This is a genomic window from Streptomyces sp. NPDC005808, from assembly GCF_042871385.1.
GTDB lineage: Bacteria > Actinomycetota > Actinomycetes > Streptomycetales > Streptomycetaceae > Streptomyces.
Window position 1 is genome coordinate 244,902 of the sequence record NZ_JBIAIK010000003.1, and the last position, 24,211, is coordinate 269,112.

Here is a 24,211-nt window from a genome sequence, read left to right on the forward strand (position 1 = left end):
TCATGGGTGATGCGTTCACACGTTGGGTGGAGGACGCGGAGGGAGTCGGCCCAGGCGAGGATGTTGACGTTCGTCGGCTTCTCCGCGGCCCGAGCGGTGGCGGCGTGCGTCTGAGGCGCGGTGACGTGATCGCCCTGCGCGAGGCCGGACCCGTCGTCGGCGCACGGCTCACCGCCATCGTGGCCTTGCCCGGCTTGCGGTCGGGTACGGGTTCAGTCCCGACGGAAGTCGCGAAAGGGACTGTCCATGGGCCGCTTGCTCTCCGTCGGAGGGCCAATGAGGTCTGCCGCGCTGCGGAGCCTTCGATACCCAATGGCTCGAACCACGCCGCTCGGCCTATCGTCCGGTCATGGCGTACGAGGAGATACCGGAGACCCAGCCCCCAGCCCTCGACTGGGAGCATGGCACCGGACTGATCGGTGTCCATGACCCGGCCATCGTCGACGCGGCCTTCGAACGCGGTGAACGCCACGTCGGCATCGCCGTCATCGGGCTCGCCCTGCACCACCCCGATCCCGGGACCATCCTGCCGCGCGTCGCCCAGGCGCTCCGCGCCACCGACCCCACGCGGCAACATCAAGGCACCGTGGCGCTTGCGCACGTCGCGCGACTGCACCGCACCGTCGACCGGGAATGCCTTGCCCTGCTGCGCACCCAGCCACGCGGCAACGAAGCCGACGACGATCTGTGGGACTTCGTCCCACGCCGCAATCTGCCCTGGTGGCTCTGGCGCCACCAACTCCCAGGCCAGGCCAAGTGGTATCTCTTCGAACGCTGGCGCCACTGACTGTGCCCAGACAGGTAGCTACTCCGCGGGAAACGATCACCCACAGCGTGGGAATCGCAGCGCCAACTCCCGACAGGCCTGCTGATCAGCGATTTCCGTCGGTGCCCCGCGAGCCTCAATCCGCGATACAGGCACGGCGCAGCTTGGGAATCCAGTAATGGCACGGACCCGCGATAGCCGCGATATTTACCCCGCCTGCTGGATGAAGGAACGACGATGATCTCCAACCGACACGCGGCTCCCACCCAGGTTCGAGGCGCCGAGTGCTCAGTATTCGCGAACTCAGGCGCTTTAATTGGCGACTACATCGGAGACAGCTCCCGAGCCGAAATCGCCTTTGCCTGGTCGCTGGGCAAGCCTGTGCGGTTCACGCGCCCCGAAGTCGATCCTGACGCCTGACCGCCCGCTGCCACCTCGACAACCAGGGCCGCGTCAGAGCGTCCACTCAGGCGACCGTGGACGCGCACAAGGCTCAACTGGAAGCAGCGGCCGAGCTTCGGCGCACTGCTGCCGCCCTCAAAGGCCGGGGCATTACTGGGCGAGACATCGCCCACGTTCTCGGCATCTCGCCCCAACGCGTCTCACAACTACTCGCCGACCAGAACTCCTGAGGTTGGAGATCGAGTTCAGCGGTCGAAGTGGTCCCGGCCGAGATTCCGCGGATTCGCCTCAACCTGGCCGCACGGGCTGCTCGGTGGTGGCGTGGAGCCTCGCGGCCGGGTCCGGCTTCAGTCCCGACGGAAGTCGCAGGGGGGAGTGTCGAGGGCGGCTCGAAAGGCTGTCCAGGTGGTGGGGGTGAGGTGGAGGGAGGGACCGGTGGGGTGCTTGGAGTCGCGTATCGCGATGGTGGTGGGGATGTTGGTGGCTATCTCGACGCACTCGTGTTCGGCGTTGCTGTAGCTGGACTTGCGGTACTGGAAGGCAGTCACGGCTCACAGTTCCTTGCGGAGCTTACGGAGGAACAGTACGGACTCTCGCTCATCAAGGGATCGTTCGGCAATCAGCTCGAACAGTTCGTCGTGAGCGGCGGCACCCTCGCCGCCCTCGATCCAGAGCTGGGTGAAGGGAATCTCCGAGTAGACGATGTCCATGGCCCCTGGCTCAGCGAACGAGATGATGTTGAACGAGCTGTTCAAGCCGATGTGAGTGCCTGCGCTGAACGGATAGACCAGTAGCGAGACGTTCGGCAGTTCGGTCATTTTCGCGAGGTGGTCGAGTTGCCCCCGGGCTGTCTCGGCTCCCCCCGGGAAGTTCCGGAGCACCGCCTCGTAGATCACCGTGTGCAGGTGGAGCGGTTGATCGTCGTGGAGGCGTTGCTGTCTGGCAACCCGCGCGGCGACGAATTCCTCGTCCGAGCCTCGGTCCTTGGCCATGGCGGCCGTGGGGCCATTCCTCAACGCGCTTACGTATTCGGGGGTTTGGAGCAGGCCTGGCACGAACGCCGGCTGCCACATCCTGATGGTCCTGGCGGCGTGCTCCAGGGTGACGTACTCGTGCATGGCGCCGAGAGCTGATGCGTACTCGTCCCACCAGCCCCTCGCTTTACGCCGCTCCCGGTCGATCCTCGCCAGTTCCAGGAGCCCACCGACAGTGCTGGGGTCGTGAACGCCGTACAGCTCACAAAGCGCCCGGATGTCCGGGTCCCGCATGGGGACCCAGCCGCGCTCCATCTTCGTGACCTTCGTGATGGACGAGGTCAGGGCCTTGGCTGCGTGGCTCTGTGTCAGGCCGGCGGCGGTACGCAGCTTGATGAGCTCTCCGCCGAGTCGACGCCCCAGTACCGAGGAAGTGCTGTTGCCCAACATCGGTTGGTTTGCGGTCACGTTGTGCTCCTCATGGCGTCAGTGCGCGGCCAGTCTGGCGCGACTGAGATCCGCCCCGCAACCACGTACGGATTAATTGTTCCGGGATTAACTTGTGTCGATCTTGAGGAGTCTCTACCTTCGGTCACGAACTGCTCGCAGAGCGGCACCAGTTGATGTCTGGCGCCGCTCACCCCTGCCCGGAGGTGAGCGACATGATCGCCCCCCAAGAGTCAGCAGAGCCGCCCGCCCTACACCACGACCGCCTCGACTACACCCCGCTCCCCAAGAGCGTCACCCTCGCCCGCCGCCGGGCCCACCGACTGCTCACGGAGTGGGGGCACCCCGAACTCGCCGCGGACACCGCGCTGTTGGTCTCCGAGCTCGGCGGCAACGCCGTGCTGCACGGCAGCCTCCGTGACCGGCTCTTCCGGGTGGAACTGACCCTCACCGAACGGGCCGTACGGATCTCCGTGTCCGATCCGAGGGGCGAGTTACGACCGAGCCCGCGCGAGGCGACCCCGGACGACAAGTTCGGGCGCGGTCTGCTGATCGTCGGACACGTCGCCGACCGCTGGGGAGTGTCCGAGCTGACCGTCGGCAAGGCCGTGTGGTGCGAGCTCGACGTCGTACACCAGGAGGCCGCCGCCCATTACCGTGACGGCGGTGAACCCCCGCCCCTGAGGAGGGCGATCATGGCTGAACCGTTGAAGACCTTCGTCGGCGGCACCGAGGTCGAGGTGCCCAACAGCGTCGCCGGCATCCGGGCCGCCCTTCCCGAGCGGCGGCGCGATGAGTTCGACCGGGCCGTCAACGAGGCCGGGGTCGACGAGATTCACGCGGTGATGCGGCACTGGATGCTGGAGGCCGTACCGGACCATCGGCCGTGACTCCCTACGGGGTGCGGATCGACCGCCGTCAGAGGCGAATGGGACCGGCGTGAGGACAGGCATCGGGCACCGGCAACGGGCTGAGCCCTCGGCGGAAGGAGACGGACGCGTGCGGCACCCCTTCTTCGTCTACGGCACCCTGCGCCCCGGCGAGCACAACCACGACCTCTTCCTCCGGGGCCGTACGGCACCTGAGGAGCCGGGACGGATGCGGGGAATCGTGCTGTACGAGGGCCCTGGCTACCCGTACGCCGTCGAAGAACCCGGCGGAGTGGTGAGCGGGGACGTGGTGGCCGCGCTCCCCGAGGCCTACGACGAACTCCTCGCCGTACTCGACCAGTTGGAGGAGTACACACCGGGCGACTCCCGCAACCTGTACGAGCGCGTCGTGCGGGACGTGACGCGCGCGGACGGGACCGTGGTGCGGGCCTGGGTCTACGTGGCCGCCCCCGCCGTAGCCACCCGGCTACGCACCGGCGGCAAGCTCATCGAGGGCGGTGAGTGGCGGTGAATGGCGGTGAGTGGTGCTGACCAGCGGGGACCGCACGGCGCACGCCTTCAATTCGGCACGCCCAGGCGGCCGGTGACGCTTCACTGACGCCTCACTGACGCCTCACTGACGCCTCACTGACGGTTCAGTGAGCGCGTGACGCCCGCCGCGATCGTGGTCGCCAGGATCCAGCCCATGGCGATCAGCAGATAGGCCAGCCACTGGTACCAGCCGCGCGGCGAGAATGCCTCTTCCTGTCCGAAGCTGATGATGGGCAGCAGTAGATCGAGGGTGTAGAAGACGGGAATGAAGTCCGGGGCCTCGTCGGGCTTCAGCGCCTGCGGATGGTTCAGTGTGAAGGCGAGAGTGCCGGCGAGCAGCAGGATCAGCAGCCAGCCGGCCGCGCGCATCGGGCGGAAGCCGTAACCGACGGTCGCGTCCTGCAAGTGGCCCCAGAACCGGGCGTAGCGGGGCAGGGTACTGCGGTGCCGGCGGAGTTTGGCCAGCTGGACGGTGCGTGCCGCGGCGTCGTCACCCGCGGTGCGGTACGCGGTGGCCAACTGCTCGTAGCCGTACGGGAGATAGCCGCCCTCCTCCCTTTCGAGCAGCGGCAGTCGCTCCCTCGCGGGGAGATGCGGGGCGAGGCTGCGGTAGCTGAGGCCGTCGATCCTGACGCGAGCGGGCCACACCCCCGGAGGGACGTGCAGGAGGTCCAGCTGGGAGCGGCGCAGGTTCACGGCGCCCTCGATCGGGGCGGCCTCGCGCAGCCACAGCTCGCCGATGACGCAGCTGCTGGCGCGCAGGGCCTGCCCTTCGGGGTGGGACAGCCGGGCGTGGGCGAGGTTGAGCTGGTGCGGAATCCTGGCGCCGCTCAGGTTGACCCGGCCGTGGGCGCGCAGTCGCATGGCGCGCAGGTCGGTGCCGACGGAGAGGGTCTCGGCGTGCAGGGCGGTGCCGCCGGGCGCGTGCAGCTCGGCGTCGTCGAGGTTCACCTGCGCGCCGACCGTGGCCCCGTTCAGCCGGACCTGGCCGTGCGCGACGAGGCCGACGGCCCACAGGTCGGTGCCGATGTCCGCGTGGTTCAGCTGGAGTGCCGGTTCCTCGGGGGTGTCGGAGTCCGGGGTGTCCGGTGCGGTAGGGAGGCCCAGACTGGCCCCGTTCAGGAACACGGCGCCGGAGATCTTCGCACCCTGGAGCCGCACCGAGCCGGTGATACGGCAGCAGCTGAGCCGCAGTGCCCCGTCGACGCGCAGGTTTCCCGCGGTGAGCCCGGGCAGCACCGAGTCGCTCAGCACCAGGGCGCGGATCTCCGCCCCGTAGAGCGTGGGGGTCCGCTCGAAGTGGCAGGACCGCAGCCGCACGGCGTGCCCGACCGTCGCGTACGTGAGATCCAGCTGCCCGGTGATCCGCGCGCCCGTCAGATTCAGGCCGGCGATCTCACCGTCGTGGGACGGTCCGTCGATCAGCAGCGCCCGCAGTACCTCGGCGCGTACGGTCCGCTCGGGACCCCACGAGGAGCCGGCCGAGGAGTCCTCGTCGGCGCTCTCGCGGAAGTCGATCCCCTCGCCGAGCGGAAAGGCCTCCCAGACCCGGCGTTCCACGGGAGTGAGGTCGGTGACCGCCATCATTCGCCCGCCTCCGCCAGGGCCTGCCCGATCCCCGGTTCCTTCGGCCCCAGGAACCGCGGATCCGGCTGGAACACCGCGTCCAGCGCGGCCTTGCCCGCCGCCAGGATCTCCCGAGCGCCCCCGTAGTACCAGGTCACGTCATGCTTGGCGTCGACGCCGACGCCGTACGACTCGATGCCTGCCTGCTGGCACAGCGCGACGGCGCGGCGGATGTGGAAGCCCTGGCTGATCAGCACGGCCCGGTCGACACCGAAGATCTTCTTGGCCCGCACACAGGAGTCCCAGGTGTCGAAACCGGCGTAGTCGCTGACGATGTGTCCGTCGGGGACGCCGTGCCCGCTGAGATACGTGCGCATCGCGTCCGGTTCGTCGTATTCCTCGCGGCTGTTGTCGCCGGTGACGAGGACGACCTCGACACGCCCCGCGCGGTACAGCTCGGCCGCCGCGTCGAGGCGGTTGGCGAGGTACGGGGACGGCTCGCCGTTCCACAGCCCGGCACCGAAGACCACGGCCACCTCGGTGCGCGGGGCGTCCGCCGTCGTACGCAGCCGGTCGCCCGTCACGACGTACATCCATGTCGAGGGAAGCAGCGCCAGCACGCAGAGGAGCACGAACCCCTGTACGGCCCGCCGTTGCCCGGCACGCGTGCGTGGCAGGCGTGGCAGGCGCGGTCTGGGTAGCTTCGGCAGCTTCAGGTGACGCATCGGGCGGTCCCCTCCCCAGGTGGCCTCGATCATGTAGGACGCGTCGAACAGTGATCCGGTTCGTTTCGTGGAGTGAGCAGCTTCACTCGGCGCGCCTCAGGTGCAGGTCACGGCCGCTCACACCCTGCCGCACCGCACGGTGAACCCCCGGAAAACACCCGTCATACCCGCGCAACGACGCGGCAACCTCGTACCGTCAGGATCGGCGTCATGACGGCGTCGAATCCCGCACACGACGAGTCCTCGCCCAGCCCCGGTGGCTCCCGGCCACTCGACGGCGCCCACCTCGACAGTACGGCGCAACTCATGAACGCGATCACCAGCCGGCTCGGCAGTCAGCTCAGCCTTGTCTCGCTCAACGGCGCACGCCGCCCCGTACCTCCGGCGCTCGTCCTCGTCGCGCACGGCAGCCGCGACCCGCGCGCGCTGCACACCGTACGCATCCTGATCGAGCGGGTCCGAGAACTCCGCCCCCACCTGCCCGTCCACCTCGGGCACATCGAACTGAACGAGCCCCTGCTGCCCGACACGCTGGCCGCAGTGCACGGCGAGGGGACCGGCGAGGCCGTCCTCGTGCCGCTGCTGCTCAGCCGCGGCTACCACGTCAAGCGGGACATCCCCGAAGCCGCGGCCACCGCCCCCGCGCCGCTCCGCACCCGCTTCGCCGCCCCGCTCGGCCCGCACCCCCTGCTCGTGGAGACGCTGTACGCGCGGCTCGTCGAGGCCGGCTGGCGGACGGGCATGAGCGACTCGGCGCGCCGGGCGAGCGGCGTCGTCCTCGCCGCCGCCGGGTCCCGCGACCCCGACGCGGCCGTCGACACCCGCCGCACCGCCCAACTGCTCGCCGAGCGGCTGGGTGTTCCCGTCGTCCCGGCGTACGCGTCCGCCGCCGCGCCGACCGTCGCCGCCGCCGTGCGCGCCATGGCCGCCCGCGGCCGTCACCGCATCGCCGTCGCCTCGTACTTCACCGCCCCCGGCCGCTTCGCCACCGAGTGCGCCGCGGCCGCCCCCTGGATCGCCGCGGAGCCCCTGGGCGACCACCCGGCGATGGCCCGCCTGGTCCTGCACCGCTACGACCAGGCCCTCGCGACCCCCGAGCCCGCCCCGGCACGCGTGCTGGCCAAGGCCTGAAGCACCGTCCCCGAGCGGACCGCCATGCCCCGTTTGTCACCGGCTGCGTTTACTGTCGGGGCATGGAAGGCACCGCACCGAAGACCGAAAGCACCGAGCACGAGGCAACCGAGCAGACCGAGCAGACCGGGCACGGGGCGACCGAGCAGGCCCCGCACGAGGCAACCGAGCAGGCCGCGCGCAAGGCGTACGAAGACAGTGCGACGCGGAGTGGATACGACGGCACCTCCACCGAGCGCTGGGCCCTCGAGCCCGACAAACGTCCCGGTCGCACCGCCTTCCAGCGCGACCGCGCACGCGTACTGCACTCGGCCTCCCTGCGCCGCCTCGCGGGCAAGACCCAGGTCGTCACGCCCGGCACCAGCAGCCAGATCTGGGACGCCAGCCCCCGCACCCGCCTGACCCACTCCCTGGAGTGCGCCCAGGTCGGCCGCGAGCTGGGCGCGGCCCTCGGCTGCGATCCCGACCTCGTCGAGGCGTGCTGCCTCTCCCACGACCTGGGCCACCCGCCCTTCGGGCACAACGGCGAACAGGCGCTGAACGAATTCGCGGCGGACTGCGGGGGCTTCGAGGGCAACGCCCAGTCGCTGCGCCTGCTCACCCGCATCGAGCCGAAGCACTTCGTCACAAGCCCGGTCACCGGCGAACTCGTCAGCGTCGGCCTCAACCTCACCCGCGCCGCCCTCGACGCCGCCACCAAGTACCCCTGGCCGCGCGGCGATCACCCCACCGACCCCACCTCACGAAAATTCGGGGTCTACGAGGACGACCGGCCCGTCTTCGACTGGATCCGCAAGGGCGCGCCCGGCACCCGTACGTGCTTCGAGGCCCAGGTCATGGACTGGTCGGACGACGTGGCGTACTCGGTGCACGACGTCGAGGACGGTCTGCACGCGGGCCACATCGACCCCAACTGCCTGCACGCCGAGCCGGAACGGCAGGCGGTCTTCGCGGTGGCCATCGGGCGGTACGTGCCCGCCGACACCGACCCGCAGGAGCTCGCCGAAGCCCTCGACCGGCTCCTCGAACAGGAGTGGTGGCCGCACGGATACGACGGATCGGCCGTCGCACAGGCCCGGCTGAAGGACGCGACCAGCCAGCTCATCGGGCGTTTCTGCCTGGCCGCGGAGGGCGCCACGCGCGCGAGGTACGGCACCGGACGCCTCACGAGGTACGCGGCGGAGCTGGTCGTGCCGCGCGCCGCGCGCCTTGAGTGCGCCGTCCTCAAGGCGGTCGCCGACCGGTACGTCATGCAGCGCGCCGAGCAGGAGCGGCTCCGCGCCGATCAGCGGATCGTCGTCGCCGAGCTGGCCCAGGCGCTCACCGACCGCGCCCCGGACGGCCTGGACCCGCAGTTCCGCGCGCTGTTCGACAAGGCCCAGGACGACAGAGCACGCAAGCGCGTGATCGTCGACCACATCGCCTCACTCACCGACGCCTCGGCGCGTTCCCTGCACCTCAGGCTCACCACGCGGCCCCAGGGGCCCCGTGGAGGGTGACCCTGCGTGGCCTGATCGGGCCCCAACCTCTTCCCGCATCACGCTGCGTGCGGGACGCTCGCATATGGCGACATCCTTACGAGGAGGCATCAAGTGGTCGACGCGGATCAGACATTCGTCATCGTCGGAGGCGGACTGGCCGGAGCGAAAGCGGCCGAGACGCTCCGAGCGGAGGGGTTCACCGGGCGGGTGATACTGATCTGTGACGAGCGCGACCACCCCTACGAACGCCCGCCGCTCTCCAAGGGCTACCTCCTCGGCAAGGAGGAACGCGACAGCGTCTTCGTCCACGAACCCGCCTGGTACGCGCGCAACGACATCGAGCTGCACCTCGGCCAGACCGTCGACGCGATCGACCGCAGCGCCAAGACGGTCCGCTTCGGCGACGACGGCACCCTCGTGCACTACGACAAGCTCCTCATCGCGACCGGCGCCGAGCCCCGCCGCCTCGACGTCCCGGGCACGGATCTCACCGGCGTCCACCACCTGCGCCGCCTCGCCCACGCCGAGCGCCTCAAGGGCGTCCTCACCGCGCTGGGCCGGGACAACGGTCACATCGTGATCGCGGGCGCCGGCTGGATCGGCCTGGAGGTCGCGGCGGCGGCCCGGGAGTACGGCGCCGAGGTCACCGTCGTCGAACCGGAGGCGACCCCACTGCACGCGGTCCTCGGGCCCGAGCTCGGCCAGATCTTCGCCGAGCTGCACCGCGAGCACGGCGTCCGCTTCCACTTCGGCGCCCGCCTCACCGAGATCGTCGGCCAGGACGGCCTGGTCCTCGCCGCCCGCACCGACGACGGCGAGGAACACCCCGCGCACGACGTGCTCGCCGCGATCGGCGCCGCCCCGCGCACGGGCCTCGCCGAGGCCGCGGGCCTGGAGATCGCCGACCGCGCGCACGGCGGCGGCATCGCGGTCGACGAGCGGCTGCGCACCTCCGACCCCGACATCCACGCGGCTGGCGACGTCGCCTCCTTCCACCACACGCTCTTCGACACCCGGCTGCGCGTCGAGCACTGGGCCAACGCCCTCAACGGCGGCCCGGCGGCGGCCCACGCGATGCTGGGCCGCGAGCTGACGTACGACCGTGTGCCCTATTTCTTCTCCGACCAGTACGACATCGGGCTCGAGTACTCGGGCTGGGCGCCCCCGGGGACGTACGACCAGGTGGTGATCCGCGGAGACGCGGGCAAGCGGGAGTTCATCGCCTTCTGGGTGAAGGGGGGACGGGTGCTGGCCGGGATGAACGTGAATGTGTGGGACGTCACGGAGCCCATCCAGCAGCTGATCCGATCCCGGGCGCGGGTGGACACCGAGGCGCTCGCCGACCCGCACGTTCCGCTGGACAGTCTGGTCCCGTGACCGACGACGGCGCTCGACTGTCACACCCTCACCGTAGAATCCATCCGTGGCCGGAAGGATCAACGACGAGGACGTGAAGGCGGTTCGGGACGCGGTCCCGATCGACGCCGTGGTGTCCGAGTACCTCCAGCTGCGCAACGCGGGCGGCGGAAACCTGAAAGGTCTCTGCCCCTTCCACGACGAGAAGTCGCCGTCCTTCCAGGTCAGCCCGAGCAAGGGGCTCTTCCACTGCTTCGGCTGCCAGGAGGGCGGCGACACCATCACGTTCGTGATGAAGGTCGACCACCTCACCTTCTCCGAGTCGGTCGAGCGCCTCGCCGCCCAGGCGGGCATCACCCTGCGCTATGAGGAGGGTGGGTACAACCCCGCCCACCAGCGCGGCGAGCGCATCCGCCTGGTCGAGGCCCACAAGGCCGCCGCGCAGTTCTACATCGAGCAGCTCGACACCAGCTCCGAGGCGGACACGGGCCGCAAGTTCCTCGCCGAGCGCGGCTTCGACCAGTCGGCCGCCGCCCACTTCGGCGTCGGCTACAGCCCCCAGGGCTGGGACCACCTCACCCGCTACCTCCGCGGCAAGGGCTTCACCGACAAGGAACTGCTCCTCTCCGGCCTCTCCCAGGAAGGCCGCCGCGGCCCCATCGACCGCTTCCGCGGCCGCCTGATGTGGCCGATCCGCGACATCGGAGGAGAGGTCGTCGGCTTCGGCGCGAGGAAGCTGTACGAGTCGGACAACGGCCCGAAGTACCTGAACACGCCCGACACGGCGATCTACCGCAAATCCCAGGTCCTGTACGGCATCGACCTCGCCAAGAAGGACATCGCCAAGGCCAGCCGGGCGGTTGTCGTCGAGGGGTACACCGACGTCATGGCCTGCCACCTGGCCGGCGTCACGACAGCGATCGCGACCTGCGGCACGGCGTTCGGCACCGACCACATCAAGATCCTCCGCCGCTTGCTCATGGACAACGGCTCGGCCCGTGTGATCTTCACCTTCGACGGCGACGCGGCAGGCCAGAAAGCCGCCCTGCGCGCCTTCGAGGACGACCAGAAGTTCGCCGCCGAGACGTACATCGCGATCGCCCCGGACGGCATGGACCCCTGCGAGCTGCGCCTCGCCAAGGGCGACGCGGCGGTCGCCGACCTCGCCGAACCCCGCACCCCGCTCTTCGAGTTCGCGCTGCGCCAGATCGTCCTGCGCTACGACCTCGAAACGCCCGCGGGCCGCGCCGGCGCACTCGACGAAGCGGCGCCCATCGTCGCCCGCATCAAGAACAGCGGCGCCCAGCACGAGGTCGCCGTCCAGCTCGCGGGCATGCTCGGCATCCTCGACACCCAGTTCGTCGTCAAACGGGTGGCCCAGCTGGCCCGTTGGTCCCGCGACCGCGGCGGCAAGGGCCCCGCGCCGGACCGGCAGCGCCCGCAGCAGACGTACGCCGCCGGGGCCGCCCAGGCACCCACCGGCGGCCCCGCCCTGACCCTGCGCAACCCGGTCTTCGCGACCGAGCGCGAGCTCCTCAAACTCGCCCTCCAGCGCCCGGAGCTGGTCTCCCCGGCCTTCGACGCGTTCGGGATCGACGAGTTCACCGCCCCGCCGTACGCCGCCGTACGCCAGGTGATCATGGAAGCGGGCGGCGCGGAGTACGGCGTCCAGGACCCCCAGGAGTATCTGGTGAGGGTCCGTGAAGCCGCCCCGGACGACGCGGCCCGCGCCATGGTCACCGAGCTGGCCGTCGAGGCGATCATGCGCAAGACGGTCGACGAGACCTATGCGGGCGACCAGCTCGTCATGGTCCGCCGGCGCGCCGTGGACCGCCGGATCCGTGACGTTCAGGGCAGCCTGGCGCGGCAGAGCGCCCACGGCGACCCGGCCCAGCTGGCCGCCGTGCAGAACGAGTTGTGGGTCCTCCAGCAGTACGAGCAGGCGCTGCGCGAGCGGGGCGCGGAAGCCCTCTGAGCGAGGACAGTCGTCGGCGGCTGCCTCCCAGGGTGCGAAAAACCCGGGCGTGCCCGATCCCCCTCACGTGCGGCTTTCAACTGGTTTCGACCCCCGCGAAACGCGCACTCGTGCGTCAAGGTATCCGCGCGGTCACGAACCGGACGCAAAAAGTCACCGCACGCCCCTCGTGGCGGCGATGTGTCGTACTCCACACTGGTTGCGGTGCCTGAGTCCTCGGAGCGCGGCCGACCCGAACGCGACGGGTCCCCGATCCCCGCAGTTCCGCTAAACGACTACGGGATGGACAGCGGCGAGGCCGTCGACCCCATCCCCGACGTAACGCTGCCGCACGCCCACGCAGCGACATTCCTGGAGGTCGCCCCCGTGCAGACCCAGACCCTCGCACAGACCGAGAACACCACGGACACGGACACGGACGCGGACGCCGAGACCGACGCCGTCGCGGCGGTACCCCCGCAGAGCCGTGTCGCGCACCACCCCGAATCGGAGCCGGAGAGCCCGCCCGAGCTGGACGAGCCGCCCGCGGGCGCCGCCGAGACCGTCGAGGTGGAAGCCGAGTCCGAGGCTCCCGAGCCCGTCGAACTGCCCCGAGGCCGCGCCGCCGACACCGGTGGCCCCTCCTCCGACCTGTTCCGCCAGTACCTGCGCGAGATCGGCCGGATCCCCCTGCTCACCGCGGCCGAGGAAGTCGAACTCGCCCGCCGTGTCGAAGCCGGCCTCTTCGCCGAGGAGAAGCTCCGGCTCGCGTCCGATCTGGACAGCCAACTCGCCCTCGACCTGGACAAACTGGTCGTCATGGGCCGCATGGCCAAGCGCCGCCTCATCGAGGCGAACCTGCGGCTCGTCGTCTCCGTCGCCAAGCGGTACGTGGGCCGGGGCCTGACCATGCTCGACCTGGTCCAGGAGGGAAACCTCGGCCTGATCAGGGCTGTTGAGAAGTTCGACTACGCCCGCGGGTACAAGTTCTCGACGTACGCGACCTGGTGGATCCGTCAGGCCATGTCCCGGGCCCTCGCCGACCAGGCCCGGACCATCCGGGTTCCGGTCCACGTCGTCGAGTTGATCAACCGGGTGGTGCGGGTGCAGCGGCGCATGCTCCAGGAGCGCGGTTACGAGCCGACTCCCGAGGAGGTCGCCGCCCACCTCGACCTGCCGAGCGAGCGCGTCAGCGAAGTCCTGCGGCTGGCACAGGAACCGGTGTCCCTGCACGCGCCCGTGGGCGAGGAGGACGATGTCGCACTCGGCGACCTGATCGAGGACGGTGACGCGACGTCTCCTGTGGAGTCCGCCGCGTTCCTGCTGCTTCGTGAGCATCTGGAGGCGGTCCTGTCCACGCTCGGGGAGCGGGAGCGCAAGGTCGTCCAACTCCGGTACGGGCTGGCCGACGGGCGTCCCCGCACCCTGGAGGAGATAGGCCGCATCTTCGGCGTCACCCGCGAGCGCATCCGCCAGATCGAGTCCAAGACGCTCAACAAGCTGCGGGACCACGCGTTCGCGGACCAGCTGCGGGGCTACTTGGACTGAGGCGACCCTCGCGGTTCAGCCCGTCCGGCGTTTGAGGACGAGCGCGTTCAGCGCGACAGCCGGGGTCTGGGGGCGGCAGCCCCCAGGTACGGGACGGGCAGGGGCGGAGGGGGCGAAAACCCATCCCCACCCCCCACCCCCGCCACCCGTCAGTCCACCTCGGCCACCGCCTGCGCGAACTGCGCCTTGTACAGCCGCGCGTACGCGCCGTCGGCGGCGAGCAGCTCGGCATGCGCGCCCTGCTCGACGATCGCCCCGTTCTCCATCACCAAAATGGTGTCGGCGTCCCGGATCGTCGACAGCCGGTGGGCGATCACGAACGACGTACGCCCGTGCGCGAGCTTCGCCATCGCCTTCTGGATCAGGACTTCCGTCCGGGTGTCGACCGACGACGTCGCCTCGTCGAGCACCAGGATCACCGGATCGGACAGGAAAGCCCGCGCGATGGTGATGAGCTGCTTCTCACCGGCGCTCACCCCCGTCCCCTCGTCGTCGATGACGGTGTCGTACCCGTCGGGCAGCGTGCGGATGAACCGGTCGGCGTGCGCGGCCCGCGCGGCCTCCTCGATCTCCCCGCGAGTGACCTCCCGCGAGGCGCCGTACGCGATGTTCTCCGCGATCGTCCCCCCGAACAGCCAGGTGTCCTGGAGCACCATGCCGATCCCGTCCCGGAGTTCGTCCCGGGACATGGCGGCGATGTCGACGCCGTCGAGGGTGATCCGGCCCCCGGTGACTTCGTAGAACCGCATGAGCAGGTTGACCAGCGTGGTCTTGCCCGCCCCCGTGGGTCCCACGATCGCGACCGTCTGTCCGGGTTCCACCTTCAGCGACAGATCCTCGATGAGCGGCTTCTCGGGGTCGTACCGGAAGGACACGTTCTCCAGCGCCACCCGGCCCCGCAGCTCGTCGGGACGGATCGCGGGTACCGGATCGGCCTCCTGCTCCTCCGCGTCGAGCAGTTCGAAGATCCGCTCGGCGGAGGCGACGCCGGACTGCACCAGGTTGGCCATCGAGGCGACCTGCGTCAGCGGCATCGAGAACTGCCGCGAGTACTGGATGAAGGCCTGCACGTCACCGATGGACAGCGAGCCGGAAGCGACCCGCAGACCGCCCACCACGGCGACCAGCACATAGTTCAGGTTCGACACGAACATCATCAGCGGCTGCATGATCCCGCTGTTGAACTGCGCCTTGAAACCGGCCTCGTAGAGCTTCTCGTTCTGCTCGGCGAACTGCGCCGCCGACTCCTCCTGCCGCCCGAACACCTTCACCAGGTTGTGCCCTGTGTACATCTCCTCGACGTGCGCGTTGAGCTTGCCGGTGGTCCGCCACTGCTGGACGAAGTGCGGCTGCGAGCGCTTGCCGACCCGGGTGGCGATGAAGAAGGACAGCGGCACGGTGACCAGCGCCACCAGCGCGAGGAGCGGCGAGACCCAGAACATCATCGCCAGCACACCGATGATGGTCAGCAGCGAGTTGATGAGCTGCCCCATCGACTGCTGGAGCGTCTGCCCGAGGTTGTCGAGGTCGTTGGTCGCCCGGCTGAGCACCTCACCGCGCTGCCGCTTGTCGAAGTACGACAGCGGAAGCCGCGACAGTTTCGCCTGCAGGTCCTCGCGCATCCGGTACACGGTCCGGTTGACCGACCGGTTGACCAGCCGCGTCGCCACCGCCATCAGCAGGCCCGCCAGCACGAACACCACGAGCGCGAGCCCCAGCACCTCGCCGACCGCGTTGAAGTCGATGCCCTGGCCGGGGGTGAAGTCGGTCCCCGAGAGCATGTCGGCCGTGCCGCCGTCGCCGCGCGCCCGCATGGCCGCGAGGACCTCGGCCTTCGTCTCACCGGCCGGCATCTCCCGCCCGATGATGCCGGAGAAGACCAGGTCGGTGGCCCGGCCCAGGATCTTCGGGCCCACCACCGAGAAGCCCACGCTCAGCACCACGGCGACGAGCATCCCGTACATGGTGGTGCGCTCGGGCTTGAACTGTGCCAGGAGCCGTCTGCCCGACCCCTTGAAATCCATCGAGCGCTGATCGGGGCCGCCCCCGGCCATCATCCGCCCCATAGGCCCGGCCATCAGGCAGCCTCCGCTTCCGTGAGCTGGGAGAGCACGATCTCCCGGTAGGTCTCGTTGCCTGCCATCAGTTCGTGGTGCCGCCCGGTGCCGACGACCCGGCCCTCGTCGAGGACCACGATCCGGTCGGCGTCCCGGATGGTCGACACCCGCTGGGCGACGATCACCACGGTCGCCTCGGCGGTCTCGTGGGCGAGCGCCGCGCGCAGCATGGCGTCGGTCTTGTAGTCGAGGGCCGAGAACGAGTCGTCGAAGAGGTAGATCTCCGGCCGCTGTACGAGGGTGCGGGCGATCGCCAGACGCTGCCGCTGGCCCCCCGACACATTGGTGCCGCCCTGGGCGATGGGGGAGTCGAGCCCGTTCTCCAGACCCTCCACGAAGCCCTTGGCCTGCGCCACCTCCAGCGCGTGCCACAGCTCCTCGTCGCTCGCGTCCGGATTGCCGTACCGCAGGTTCGTCGCCACCGTGCCCGCGAAGAGGTACGGCTTCTGCGGGACCAGCCCGACCGTCTTGGCCAGCAGTTTCGGCTCGATGGTCGCCACGTCCACGCCGTCGACGAGGACCTCGCCGGCGGTGGCGTCGAACAGCCGGGGGACGAGCCCGAGAAGCGTCGACTTGCCACTGCCCGTCGACCCGATCACGGCGGTCGTCTCTCCCGGCCGTGCCACCAGGTCGACGGCCCGCAGCACCGGCTCCTCGGCACCCGGGTAGTGGAACCCGCCGCCACGGATCTCCAGGTGGCCGTGGCGCCGCAGCTCCAGGACGGGCGCGGTCGGCGGCACCACACTGCTCGCGGTGTCCAGTACTTCCTGGATGCGCTCGGCGCAGACCTCCGCGCGCGGCACCATCATGAACATGAAGGTGGCCATCATCACGGACATCACGATCTGCATGAGGTAGGCGAGGAACGCGGTCAGATCACCGATCTGCATGCCCCCGCTGTCGATCCGGTGCGCGCCGAACCACACCACGGCGATCGAGGACAGGTTCACGACGGTCATGACGATCGGGAACATCAGCGCCAGCAGCCGTCCGGTGCCCAGCGACACCTCGGTGAGATCGGTGTTCGCCTTCCGGAAGCGCTCCTTCTCGTATTCGTCCCGTACGAACGCGCGGATCACGCGGTTGCCGGTGATCTGCTCGCGCAGCACCCGGTTCACGGTGTCCAGGCGGACCTGCATGGTGCGGAACAGCGGCCGCAGCCGCCGGATGATCAGCGTCACGGAGAGGCCGAGGACCGGCACCACGGCGATCAGCACCCCGGACAGCGGCACGTCCAGGCCGAGGGCCAGGATGATGCCGCCCACACACATGATCGGGGCCGACACCAGCAGAGTGAACGTCATCAGGGCCAGCATCTGCACCTGCTGGACGTCATTGGTGGTGCGGGTGATCAGCGAGGGCGCCCCGAACTGGCCGACCTCGCGCGCGGAGAAGGACTGGACGCGATCGAAGACGGCGGCCCGGATGTCCCGACCGACCGCCGACGCCGTACGGGCTCCGTAGTAGACGGCCCCGATGTTGCAGACGACCTGCGCCAGCGAGATCGCGATCATCACGCCGCCGAAGGACAGGATGTAGCCCGTGTCGCCCTTCACGACACCGTTGTCGATGATGTGCGCGTTGAGTGTGGGCAGGTAGAGCGTGGCGCAGGTCTGCAGGAACTGCAGCAGCACCAGCAGGGCGATGGGTTTCTTGTACGGACGGAGGTACGTCCGAAGAAGTCGTATGAGCACGCGGGTCTCTCGGGTCGTCGGCGGCAGGAGGATCGACGGGCGTATCGGCGGGCGGTCGGTGGTGACCAATGGGCGGGCGGTGGTGCCCCACCCCCTATCGTCGAACACTCCCCCCGTGTTACCTCAACCGATTAACCCAAGTGCAGGCCAAAAACCGACCCGGCTTCAGACTTGGGACCTACTTCCGTGCCCCGGCGGGCGACGGCGCGAAGCCCCCTGCTCCGGCTCCCTGGCCCGGGTCTTTAGCCCCGGAACGCCCCCGGATGAGCCTGTTCCCGTACGGCCACGTACTGCTGCCGTACCGCTTGCCCCATGGCCAGTTCCTCGCCGGGCTCCAGCACCTGCGCGACCGGGCCCTGCCAGGCGGGCGGTGTGCGCGGGTCGAGGGTGCCCTGCGAGACGCCGAGCGCCCAGGCCGCCTGCCGGGCCGCGCCGAAGGCCGCGTAGTCCGCGGGCTGCGGCACCACGACCTGCGCGCCGAACAGCCCGGGCGCCACGGCCTGTACGGCGGTCAGCTCCGCCGCCTGTCCCAGCAGGAAGATCCGGCGTACGTCGACACCCCGGCCGCGCAGCACGTCGAGCGCGTCCGCGAGCCCGCACAGCATGCCCTCGAACGCGGCCCGCGCCAGATGCTCGGGTCGCATCGACTCCCGCCGCAGCCCGGCCAGCATCCCCGCCGTGTGCGGCAGGTTCGGCGTCCGCTCGCCCTCCAGATAGGGGAGCATCACGAGCCCGTGCGAACCAGGCGTCGACTTCATCGCCATGTCGGACAGGCTCTCCAGGTCGGGCAGCCCGAGGAGTTCGGCCGCGCCGCGCAGGACCCGTACGGCATTGAGCGTGCTGACCACCGGCAGATGCATCCCGGTCGCGTCGGCCAGCGAGGTGATCATGCCGGAGGAGTCGATCAGTGCCTCGCGGTGTACGGCCATCACGGACCCGGAGGCTCCCAGCGACACGACCGCGTCGCCGGGCCCGACGCCGAGCCCGAACGCCGCCGCCATGGTCTCGCCGGTCCCGGCGGAGATGAGGAGCCCCTCCGGAGTGGTACCCGCCGCGTCGGACGGGCCGAGCACCTCGGGCAGCCCGACCTGGTGCCCGAGCGCCAGTTCGATGAGATCCGGCCGGTAACCGCCGGTCGCCGCCGACCAGTACCCGGTCCCGGAGGCACCGCCCCGGTCGGTGGTCCTGCGCGCCGGCCGCCCCAGCAGCTGCCACACCAGCCAGTCGTGGGCCTGCATCAGGAACGCGATGCGCCGCGCGGCGTCGGGTTCGGTCCTGTTCAGCCAGCGGAGCTTGGTCACCGGCTGGCCGGCCTGCGGGACGCAGCCCACGGCCTGGGCCCAGGCCTCGCGCCCGCCGAGCGCGTCGACGATGTCGGCGGCCGCGACCTGCGCCCGCTTGTCACTGCCGACGAGCGCCGGCCGGACCGTGTTCCCCTGCGCGTCCAGCGGAACGAGTCCGTTCTGCTGCGCGGACACGCCGATGGCCTGCACACCTTCGAGCAGCCCGCCGCCGGCCGCCTCTCCCAGGGACAGCAGCCAGGCCTGCGGATCGACGTCGGAAGGACGCCCGCCGCCCTCCGCGGGCTCGACCGGATGTGGCGCATAGCCCTGCTTGAGCACGGTGCCCGTGTCCGCGTCGCAGACGACGATACGAGTGAAATCGGGCGAACTGTCCAACCCGGCGACTATCCCCATGGCGCAAATTCTGCCGTACTACGAGAGGAGAGCGCGCCGGAGCGGCTACGTCCATGCCCGATCACTACGTGTTGGAGGTGCCCCAGTCGTCCTCGCCGCGGCCGTTCGTGTTGCGTTCGCGCAGGGAGCGCACCCGGTCGGTCACGGAGGAGGGGACGCGGTCGCCCACCTTCTCGCTCACCGTGTGGTACGCCTTGCCCGCGAACTCGCGGCCCTGCTGGGCGGCGGTCTCGGCGGTGTTGCGCACCGCCGGGTTCTGCGAGATCTGGCGGGCGGACTTCTTCAACTGCTCGTAGCGTTCGCGCCCGGCGCGTGTGCCCAGCACGTAACCCAGAGCCAGTCCGGCGACGAATGTGAGCCGGTAGCGCATGACGGCCACCCTTCCCTTGCGTCGGCATCGGTGCGGGGGCGGAACCGATTGGCGGAGCACCCCCCTGCTTGCGCTAATGTATGTGTCGCAGCGAGCGCACGCTGCCTGGCGAATACCCAGGTAGGTGCGTTCGATGCAACGAAGCGATCCCCTGTAGCTCAATTGGCAGAGCAGCCGGCTGTTAACCGGCAGGTTACTGGTTCGAGTCCAGTCGGGGGAGCTCGATCTCCTGTAGCTCAATTGGCAGAGCAGCCGGCTGTTAACCGGCAGGTTACTGGTTCGAGTCCAGTCGGGAGAGCAGCGAAAAAGGACCCCTCAGGGGTCCTTTTTCATGTCCGCCGGAACCGCGCGCGCCGCGCCGAAGTCCTCATGGTCATGCGTTGCCGACCATCCGAAGCAGGAGATCGTATGAGCGGCTATGCTGCGGCAGACGGCGCGCACAAATGTGCGCGACGCGCCGTAGATGGGGCGGTAGCTCAGCCGGTTAGAGCAGCGGACTCATAATCCGTCGGCCGTGGGTTCGAGTCCCACCCGCCCCACTCCGCGCTACGCGAGGAGAAACCTTCTGACCAGCAACTCAGCTGGTGGGCCGGGCGAGTTGAGGGTGTGCCCAGCGGTCAGCGAACGCTGTCTTCGCTGTCGTGGCCATTCGGAGGGCGTTGTCGCTGAAGAAGATCGCGGAGCCGCTGGAAGACGCCAATCCACGTTGTGAAGAACTGCTCGACGCCGCCGGCCGGCTTCTCGCCCACCACGGACGTGTTCCACGTGTTCCAGAAGGGTGCCGCGGGGTGAGGCGTTGAGCGCACCGTCACGGCCGTTTCCCCCGTCGCGACGGTGGTGGTCAGGCCCCTGCCGGGCGGAGCGGTTCAGGCGACCTTGAACGGCGCGGGCTCCTGCGCTTCGGACCACTGCTTCGCGCCGGCCATGTCCCGGATGTAGTCGCGTGACGCCTCCGCCAGGCGGCGGGCCCGCTTCAGGTCCGGGGAGATGAGCTCGCCGCCGTACTTGAGTACGCGGCCGTTGACCAGGACCGTGTCGACTTCCGCGCGCGTCGCCTGGAAGACGATCTGGTGCGAGGCGTTGGTGAGGGGGACCATGGACGGTGTGTCGGCCCGCAGCATGACCAGGTCCGCCAGCTTGCCCGGCGTGATCGAGCCCAGCGACGAGCCCAGCCCCAGTGCGTCGGCCCCGCCCTGCGTCGCGAAGTGGATGACGTCCTCGGTGCGCAGGTCGTTGTTGACGACGGTCTTCCCGTCGGCCTGTGCGGCCTGGTGGTCGAGGCCCCGGTCGGCGTTGAGGGTGGCGCGCATCGCGGAGAACATGTCGGAACTCCACCAGACGCTGGTGTCCATCGACAGGGAGATGGGTATGCCGCGTTCCCTGACCTTGCCGGTGGGAGGGTAGCCCTGGCCGGCGTTGAGCTCGCTCTCGGCGGAGATCGACACATTGCCGCCCGAGTCGGCGATCAGGCCGTAGGCGCTGTCCGGGAAGGATCCGCCGTGCACATAGGTGTTCGTGGGCAGCAGGAAGCCGTTGTCGCGCAGGATCTGGAGGGCGTTGTCGGGGGAGAACTTCCAGATGCCGGCGTGCTGGGTGACCATGAGGTCGCGGTCCCGCGCGAACTCCCAGGCCGGACGCTCCGGGAACGCCGCCTCGGTGGGTGTGTCCCAGGCAAGTTGCATGGTGACGAGCTGGTTCTTGGACGCGAAGCGCGTGCGCAGCAGCCGGTCAGCGTCACCACCGGGGACGGCCCATTCCTGCGCCGGGGCGGAGAGATCGCTGAACGCCAGCCGCGCCCGGCCGTTGGAGTCGAAGAGGGCGTCGGCGGCGGCTTCGGCGTGATCGAGGGTGGACAGCGCGTGTGACCAGTCCAGGCTGGTGGTCACCCCGCTGTTGATGGCTTCGACCATGGACAGGTAGTTGCCGGCGTACACGTCCTCGGGGCGCCAGAACTTGGCCCACCCCAAGTACATGAACTGGAAGTAGTTCTGGATGCTCCATTCCGCTCCGACACCTCGCAGCACCGTCTGCCACATGTGCCGGTGGGTGTCGATCATGCCGGGCATGAGGATGCGGTCACGCCCGTCGACGACGGCGGCGTCCGAGGGGGTGCGCAGATTCGGTCCGACCGCCCGGATGACGGAGTCGATCACCAGCACGTCGGCGTTCTGCTGAACGCCGAGCTGTGGGTCGCCGGTCACGACGGTGGCGCCACGGAAGACGATCGGGCGTCCGGGCGCGAAGGAAGGCGTCCGGCCGGGCGCCTCCGGCCGGGCCACGGCAGTTGCACCCAGCCCGACCGCGGCGATTCCCAGGCCGGTGCCGGCTCCGGCCAGGAAGGATCTTCGCCCCGGGCCGGACCGGGATCGGTTCTGAGGGTTCTGCTGAACGGAAGGCGACGGCTCGTCGCTGCGCATAGGGAAACTCCAAGTTTGTACCGGCCGCTTGGCGTGCCGAGGCGGAACGTGGTGAGGGGGTGGCGGACAGGGGATCGTCCAACCTCCCTGGGGAGGCGAGGCCGCCCGACCGGACGCTAGCAAAGTAATTGCATATGCAGAAGTTGAAATTAGTACTACATCCAAAGTCTGAGGCCCCCTGGTCCTCAGGACCTCGGCAGGCCGGGCGGGCGGCGGGGCCGCCTGACGCGGCGGGCGCAGGGACCACCACTGATCGCGGAGTTCGAATGGCCGCCTCGGCCGGCGCCCTCCGTACCGTCCAGCACGCGGTCATCCACTCGGACCGGACGGAAGCCGAGGCCCTGGTCGAGGACGACCGCGCCCTGCGCGCCCGGCCCCTCCGGGGCGGCGGGGTGTGGCGGGCCGTCTTCGTCCTGCGGCTACTTCGCCGGGAGTACGAGAGGCACGCGCGCCGGCGGACGCCTTCGATGCCCTGGCCTACCTGCGCACCACTACCGCCGGCCACCTGCTGCCCTGACATCCCCCAGCATGGGGTTTCGGTTCGGGTCTTGGCTCAAGCAGCGGCACCCTGTCCGATCCAGATGCGCCCGATCTGATCAGCAACTTCGCTGGGCGGCCGCGGTTGAAGGGTCTGCGGCTGCTGGCAGGAGAGCGTGTACGAGATCGGATACCGGGGGTTGCCGAACGTCACGCCTCGGCAGGCACCGACGCGCCATGCAGGTGGCCGACGCTCTTCTCGAAGCGACGTAGCAGCAGTGCGGCCGTCGTGGCGAGGCCGATGAGGAGACCGAGCCAGAGGCCGAGGGTGTCCAGGCCGATCGCGAGGCCGAGGAGGGCCGCGGCGGGCAGGCCCACGAGCCAGTAACCGACGAGGGTGACGCGGAAGCCGCCTTTGGTGTCGTCGAGGCCGCGCAGCAGACCGACGCCGATGTTCTGGGTGCAGTCGAAGAACTGGAGGACCGCGGCGACCAGGAGCAGCTGCGTGGCGATGTCGACCGCCCTGTCGTCACCGCTGTCGAAGAAGGGGGCGAGCACCAGGTGGGGCACGGTCACGTACACCAGCCCGACGACGGCCATCACCGCCGCCGCGCAGGCGAGGGCCGTGGTCTTCAGGCGCCGGGCCGCGGCCAGGTTGTGCAGGGCCAGCTCACGGCTGACGCCGATGGACGCGGCGTGGGAGAGGCCGACGGCTACCTGGAAGACGATGTAGACGAGCTGGTTGACGGCGGTGTGCGCGGCCAGCGCGGCCGTGCCGAAGCTCCCCGCGAGGAGCGCGATGACGAAGAAGAAGCCCGCCTCGGAGCCGTAGGTGGCGGCGATCGGCGTGCCCAGCCCGGTGAGCCTGCGCAGGGTGGCCGGGCGGGCCTTCCAGATCTTGAGCGACAGCACCGGGGCGAGCCGGGCGTCACGCCGGGCGGAGAAGTACAGGGCCAGGCAGGACAGGGCGTACACCAGGCTGGTGGACAGGCCGATGCCCGGCAGCCCCAGCTCCGGGAAGATCCAGGTGCCGTGGATGAGGGCCCAGTTGAGGCCGGCGTTGACGGCGATCGAGGCGAGGGTGATGCGCAGCAGGGCCTGCGGGCGGCGCATGCCGACGGTGAACTGCCGTATCGCCTGGAACCACAGGCAGGGGATCAGACCGGGCGCCATGGTGTAGAGGATCGGCTTGGCGGCGTCGACCACGTCCGGGTCCTGGCCGAGCCAGATCACGGCGTGCCCGATGAGCACCATCAGGACAGCACCCGCGACACCCGCCAGTGTCGAGAGGAGCAGGCTCGCCCGGACGAGGTCCCGGACCTCCTCCTCGGCGGCCTCCTTGTCGGGTTCGTCGCCGGAGCCCTCCCCGGCGGATTCCGCCCGCGCGTCGGCAGCCGCGACCTGGTTGCCGACGGCGGTGACCATGCCGACGCCCATGGTGCGCAACTGGTTGAAGATCACCATGGCGAGGCCGCCCGCCGCCAGTGCCTCGGTGCCGAGCAGGCCCATCATGACGGTGTCGGTGGTCGTGAGGGCGACCTGGGCGAGCTGGGTCAGCGCCAGCGGCACGGCGAGCGAGGCGAGGGCGCGGCTGTCGCCGAGGAGGCGGGCGAGGGCGGGCGGCATTGGTTCCGTTTCTATGTGCGAGGACTGTGCGACGGGGATGAC

Annotated in this window: 17 protein-coding genes, 3 tRNA genes and 2 pseudogenes; 12 read left to right on the forward strand and 10 right to left on the reverse strand. The window is 69.8% G+C overall.

Annotated features, from left to right (window positions below; genetic code table 11):
* The first annotated feature begins 349 nt into the window (after window positions 1-349).
* The gene (locus tag ACFYPC_RS08095) at window positions 350-787 is read left to right on the forward strand and encodes a hypothetical protein (RefSeq protein WP_388672564.1); all 438 of its coding nucleotides are present in this window, start codon (window positions 350-352) and stop codon (window positions 785-787) included.
* Between the two features lie 728 nt (window positions 788-1,515).
* Here the strand turns inward: ACFYPC_RS08095 and ACFYPC_RS08100 are convergent.
* Both ACFYPC_RS08100 and ACFYPC_RS08105 read right to left on the reverse strand, forming a co-directional pair.
* Window positions 1,516-1,716: a DUF397 domain-containing protein gene (locus tag ACFYPC_RS08100; RefSeq protein WP_388672566.1), complete on the reverse strand. Its 201-nt coding sequence runs from the start codon at window positions 1,714-1,716 to the stop codon at window positions 1,516-1,518.
* A 3-nt stretch (window positions 1,717-1,719) separates the two neighbouring features.
* Window positions 1,720-2,592, reverse strand: coding sequence for a helix-turn-helix domain-containing protein (locus tag ACFYPC_RS08105; protein ID WP_388672568.1), 873 nt, complete (start codon window positions 2,590-2,592; stop codon window positions 1,720-1,722).
* A gap of 212 nt (window positions 2,593-2,804) precedes the next feature.
* Here ACFYPC_RS08105 and ACFYPC_RS08110 point away from each other — a divergent pair.
* From ACFYPC_RS08110 to ACFYPC_RS08120, 3 genes and pseudogenes are all read left to right on the forward strand, one after another.
* A pseudogene (locus ACFYPC_RS08110) lies at window positions 2,805-3,167 on the forward strand (ATP-binding protein); the annotation flags it as partial.
* Between the two features lie 117 nt (window positions 3,168-3,284).
* A pseudogene (locus tag ACFYPC_RS08115) lies at window positions 3,285-3,467 on the forward strand (hypothetical protein); the annotation flags it as partial.
* A 121-nt stretch (window positions 3,468-3,588) separates the two neighbouring features.
* On the forward strand, window positions 3,589-3,990 hold the full coding sequence (locus tag ACFYPC_RS08120) for a gamma-glutamylcyclotransferase family protein (protein ID WP_388672570.1): 402 nt from the start codon (window positions 3,589-3,591) through the stop codon (window positions 3,988-3,990).
* Window positions 3,991-4,103: 113 nt separating this feature from the next.
* Here the strand turns inward: ACFYPC_RS08120 and ACFYPC_RS08125 are convergent, their stop codons facing one another.
* Together ACFYPC_RS08125 and ACFYPC_RS08130 are read right to left on the reverse strand one after the other, a co-directional pair.
* Entirely contained in the window at window positions 4,104-5,594 is a 1,491-nt protein-coding gene (locus ACFYPC_RS08125; protein WP_388673388.1) for a membrane-associated oxidoreductase, read from the reverse strand.
* The gene (locus tag ACFYPC_RS08130) at window positions 5,594-6,301 is read right to left on the reverse strand and encodes a vancomycin high temperature exclusion protein (RefSeq protein ID WP_388672572.1); all 708 of its coding nucleotides are present in this window, start codon (window positions 6,299-6,301) and stop codon (window positions 5,594-5,596) included. The genes ACFYPC_RS08125 and ACFYPC_RS08130 overlap by 1 nt, the downstream gene beginning before the upstream one ends.
* Window positions 6,302-6,511: 210 nt before the next feature.
* Here ACFYPC_RS08130 and ACFYPC_RS08135 point away from each other — a divergent pair, with 210 nt between their 5' ends.
* The 5 genes from ACFYPC_RS08135 (at window position 6,512) to ACFYPC_RS08155 (ending at window position 13,771) form a co-directional block, all read left to right on the forward strand.
* Window positions 6,512-7,432 (forward strand): sirohydrochlorin chelatase, encoded by a 921-nt coding sequence (locus ACFYPC_RS08135; RefSeq protein WP_388672574.1) that lies wholly within the window; start codon window positions 6,512-6,514, stop codon window positions 7,430-7,432.
* A 62-nt stretch (window positions 7,433-7,494) separates the two neighbouring features.
* The gene (locus tag ACFYPC_RS08140) at window positions 7,495-8,931 is read left to right on the forward strand and encodes a deoxyguanosinetriphosphate triphosphohydrolase (protein WP_388672576.1); all 1,437 of its coding nucleotides are present in this window, start codon (window positions 7,495-7,497) and stop codon (window positions 8,929-8,931) included.
* Window positions 8,932-9,024: 93 nt separating this feature from the next.
* On the forward strand, window positions 9,025-10,290 hold the full coding sequence (locus ACFYPC_RS08145; protein WP_388672578.1) for an NAD(P)/FAD-dependent oxidoreductase: 1,266 nt from the start codon (window positions 9,025-9,027) through the stop codon (window positions 10,288-10,290).
* A gap of 46 nt (window positions 10,291-10,336) precedes the next feature.
* On the forward strand, window positions 10,337-12,244 hold the full coding sequence (gene dnaG / locus ACFYPC_RS08150) for a DNA primase (protein WP_388672580.1): 1,908 nt from the start codon (window positions 10,337-10,339) through the stop codon (window positions 12,242-12,244).
* Between the two features lie 204 nt (window positions 12,245-12,448).
* Window positions 12,449-13,771, forward strand: coding sequence for an RNA polymerase sigma factor (locus tag ACFYPC_RS08155; protein WP_388672582.1), 1,323 nt, complete (start codon window positions 12,449-12,451; stop codon window positions 13,769-13,771).
* A 149-nt stretch (window positions 13,772-13,920) separates the two neighbouring features.
* Here ACFYPC_RS08155 and ACFYPC_RS08160 read toward each other — a convergent pair whose 3' ends face one another.
* From ACFYPC_RS08160 to ACFYPC_RS08175, 4 genes are all read right to left on the reverse strand, one after another.
* Window positions 13,921-15,849 carry an ABC transporter ATP-binding protein gene (locus ACFYPC_RS08160; protein ID WP_388672584.1) on the reverse strand — a complete coding sequence of 643 codons (1,929 nt, stop codon included), beginning with the start codon at window positions 15,847-15,849 and terminating at the stop codon, window positions 13,921-13,923.
* Window positions 15,849-17,582 (reverse strand): ABC transporter ATP-binding protein, encoded by a 1,734-nt coding sequence (locus tag ACFYPC_RS08165; protein WP_388673390.1) that lies wholly within the window; start codon window positions 17,580-17,582, stop codon window positions 15,849-15,851. The genes ACFYPC_RS08160 and ACFYPC_RS08165 overlap by 1 nt, the downstream gene beginning before the upstream one ends.
* A gap of 242 nt (window positions 17,583-17,824) precedes the next feature.
* The gene (locus ACFYPC_RS08170; protein WP_388672586.1) at window positions 17,825-19,279 is read right to left on the reverse strand and encodes an FGGY family carbohydrate kinase; all 1,455 of its coding nucleotides are present in this window, start codon (window positions 19,277-19,279) and stop codon (window positions 17,825-17,827) included.
* A gap of 64 nt (window positions 19,280-19,343) precedes the next feature.
* Entirely contained in the window at window positions 19,344-19,649 is a 306-nt protein-coding gene (locus tag ACFYPC_RS08175) for a YtxH domain-containing protein (protein ID WP_388672588.1), read from the reverse strand.
* Between the two features lie 147 nt (window positions 19,650-19,796).
* Here ACFYPC_RS08175 and ACFYPC_RS08180 point away from each other — a divergent pair.
* The 3 genes from ACFYPC_RS08180 (at window position 19,797) to ACFYPC_RS08190 (ending at window position 20,188) form a co-directional block, all read left to right on the forward strand.
* Window positions 19,797-19,869, forward strand: a tRNA-Asn gene (locus ACFYPC_RS08180).
* A gap of 5 nt (window positions 19,870-19,874) precedes the next feature.
* Window positions 19,875-19,947 (forward strand) — tRNA-Asn (locus tag ACFYPC_RS08185).
* Window positions 19,948-20,114: 167 nt separating this feature from the next.
* Window positions 20,115-20,188, forward strand: a tRNA-Ile gene (locus tag ACFYPC_RS08190).
* Between the two features lie 327 nt (window positions 20,189-20,515).
* Here the strand turns inward: ACFYPC_RS08190 and ACFYPC_RS08195 are convergent.
* Both ACFYPC_RS08195 and ACFYPC_RS08200 read right to left on the reverse strand, forming a co-directional pair.
* Window positions 20,516-22,066 (reverse strand): amidohydrolase family protein, encoded by a 1,551-nt coding sequence (locus ACFYPC_RS08195; protein ID WP_388672590.1) that lies wholly within the window; start codon window positions 22,064-22,066, stop codon window positions 20,516-20,518.
* A 687-nt stretch (window positions 22,067-22,753) separates the two neighbouring features.
* Window positions 22,754-24,169: an MATE family efflux transporter gene (locus ACFYPC_RS08200; RefSeq protein WP_388672592.1), complete on the reverse strand. Its 1,416-nt coding sequence runs from the start codon at window positions 24,167-24,169 to the stop codon at window positions 22,754-22,756.
* Between the last annotated feature and the right edge of the window lie 42 nt (window positions 24,170-24,211).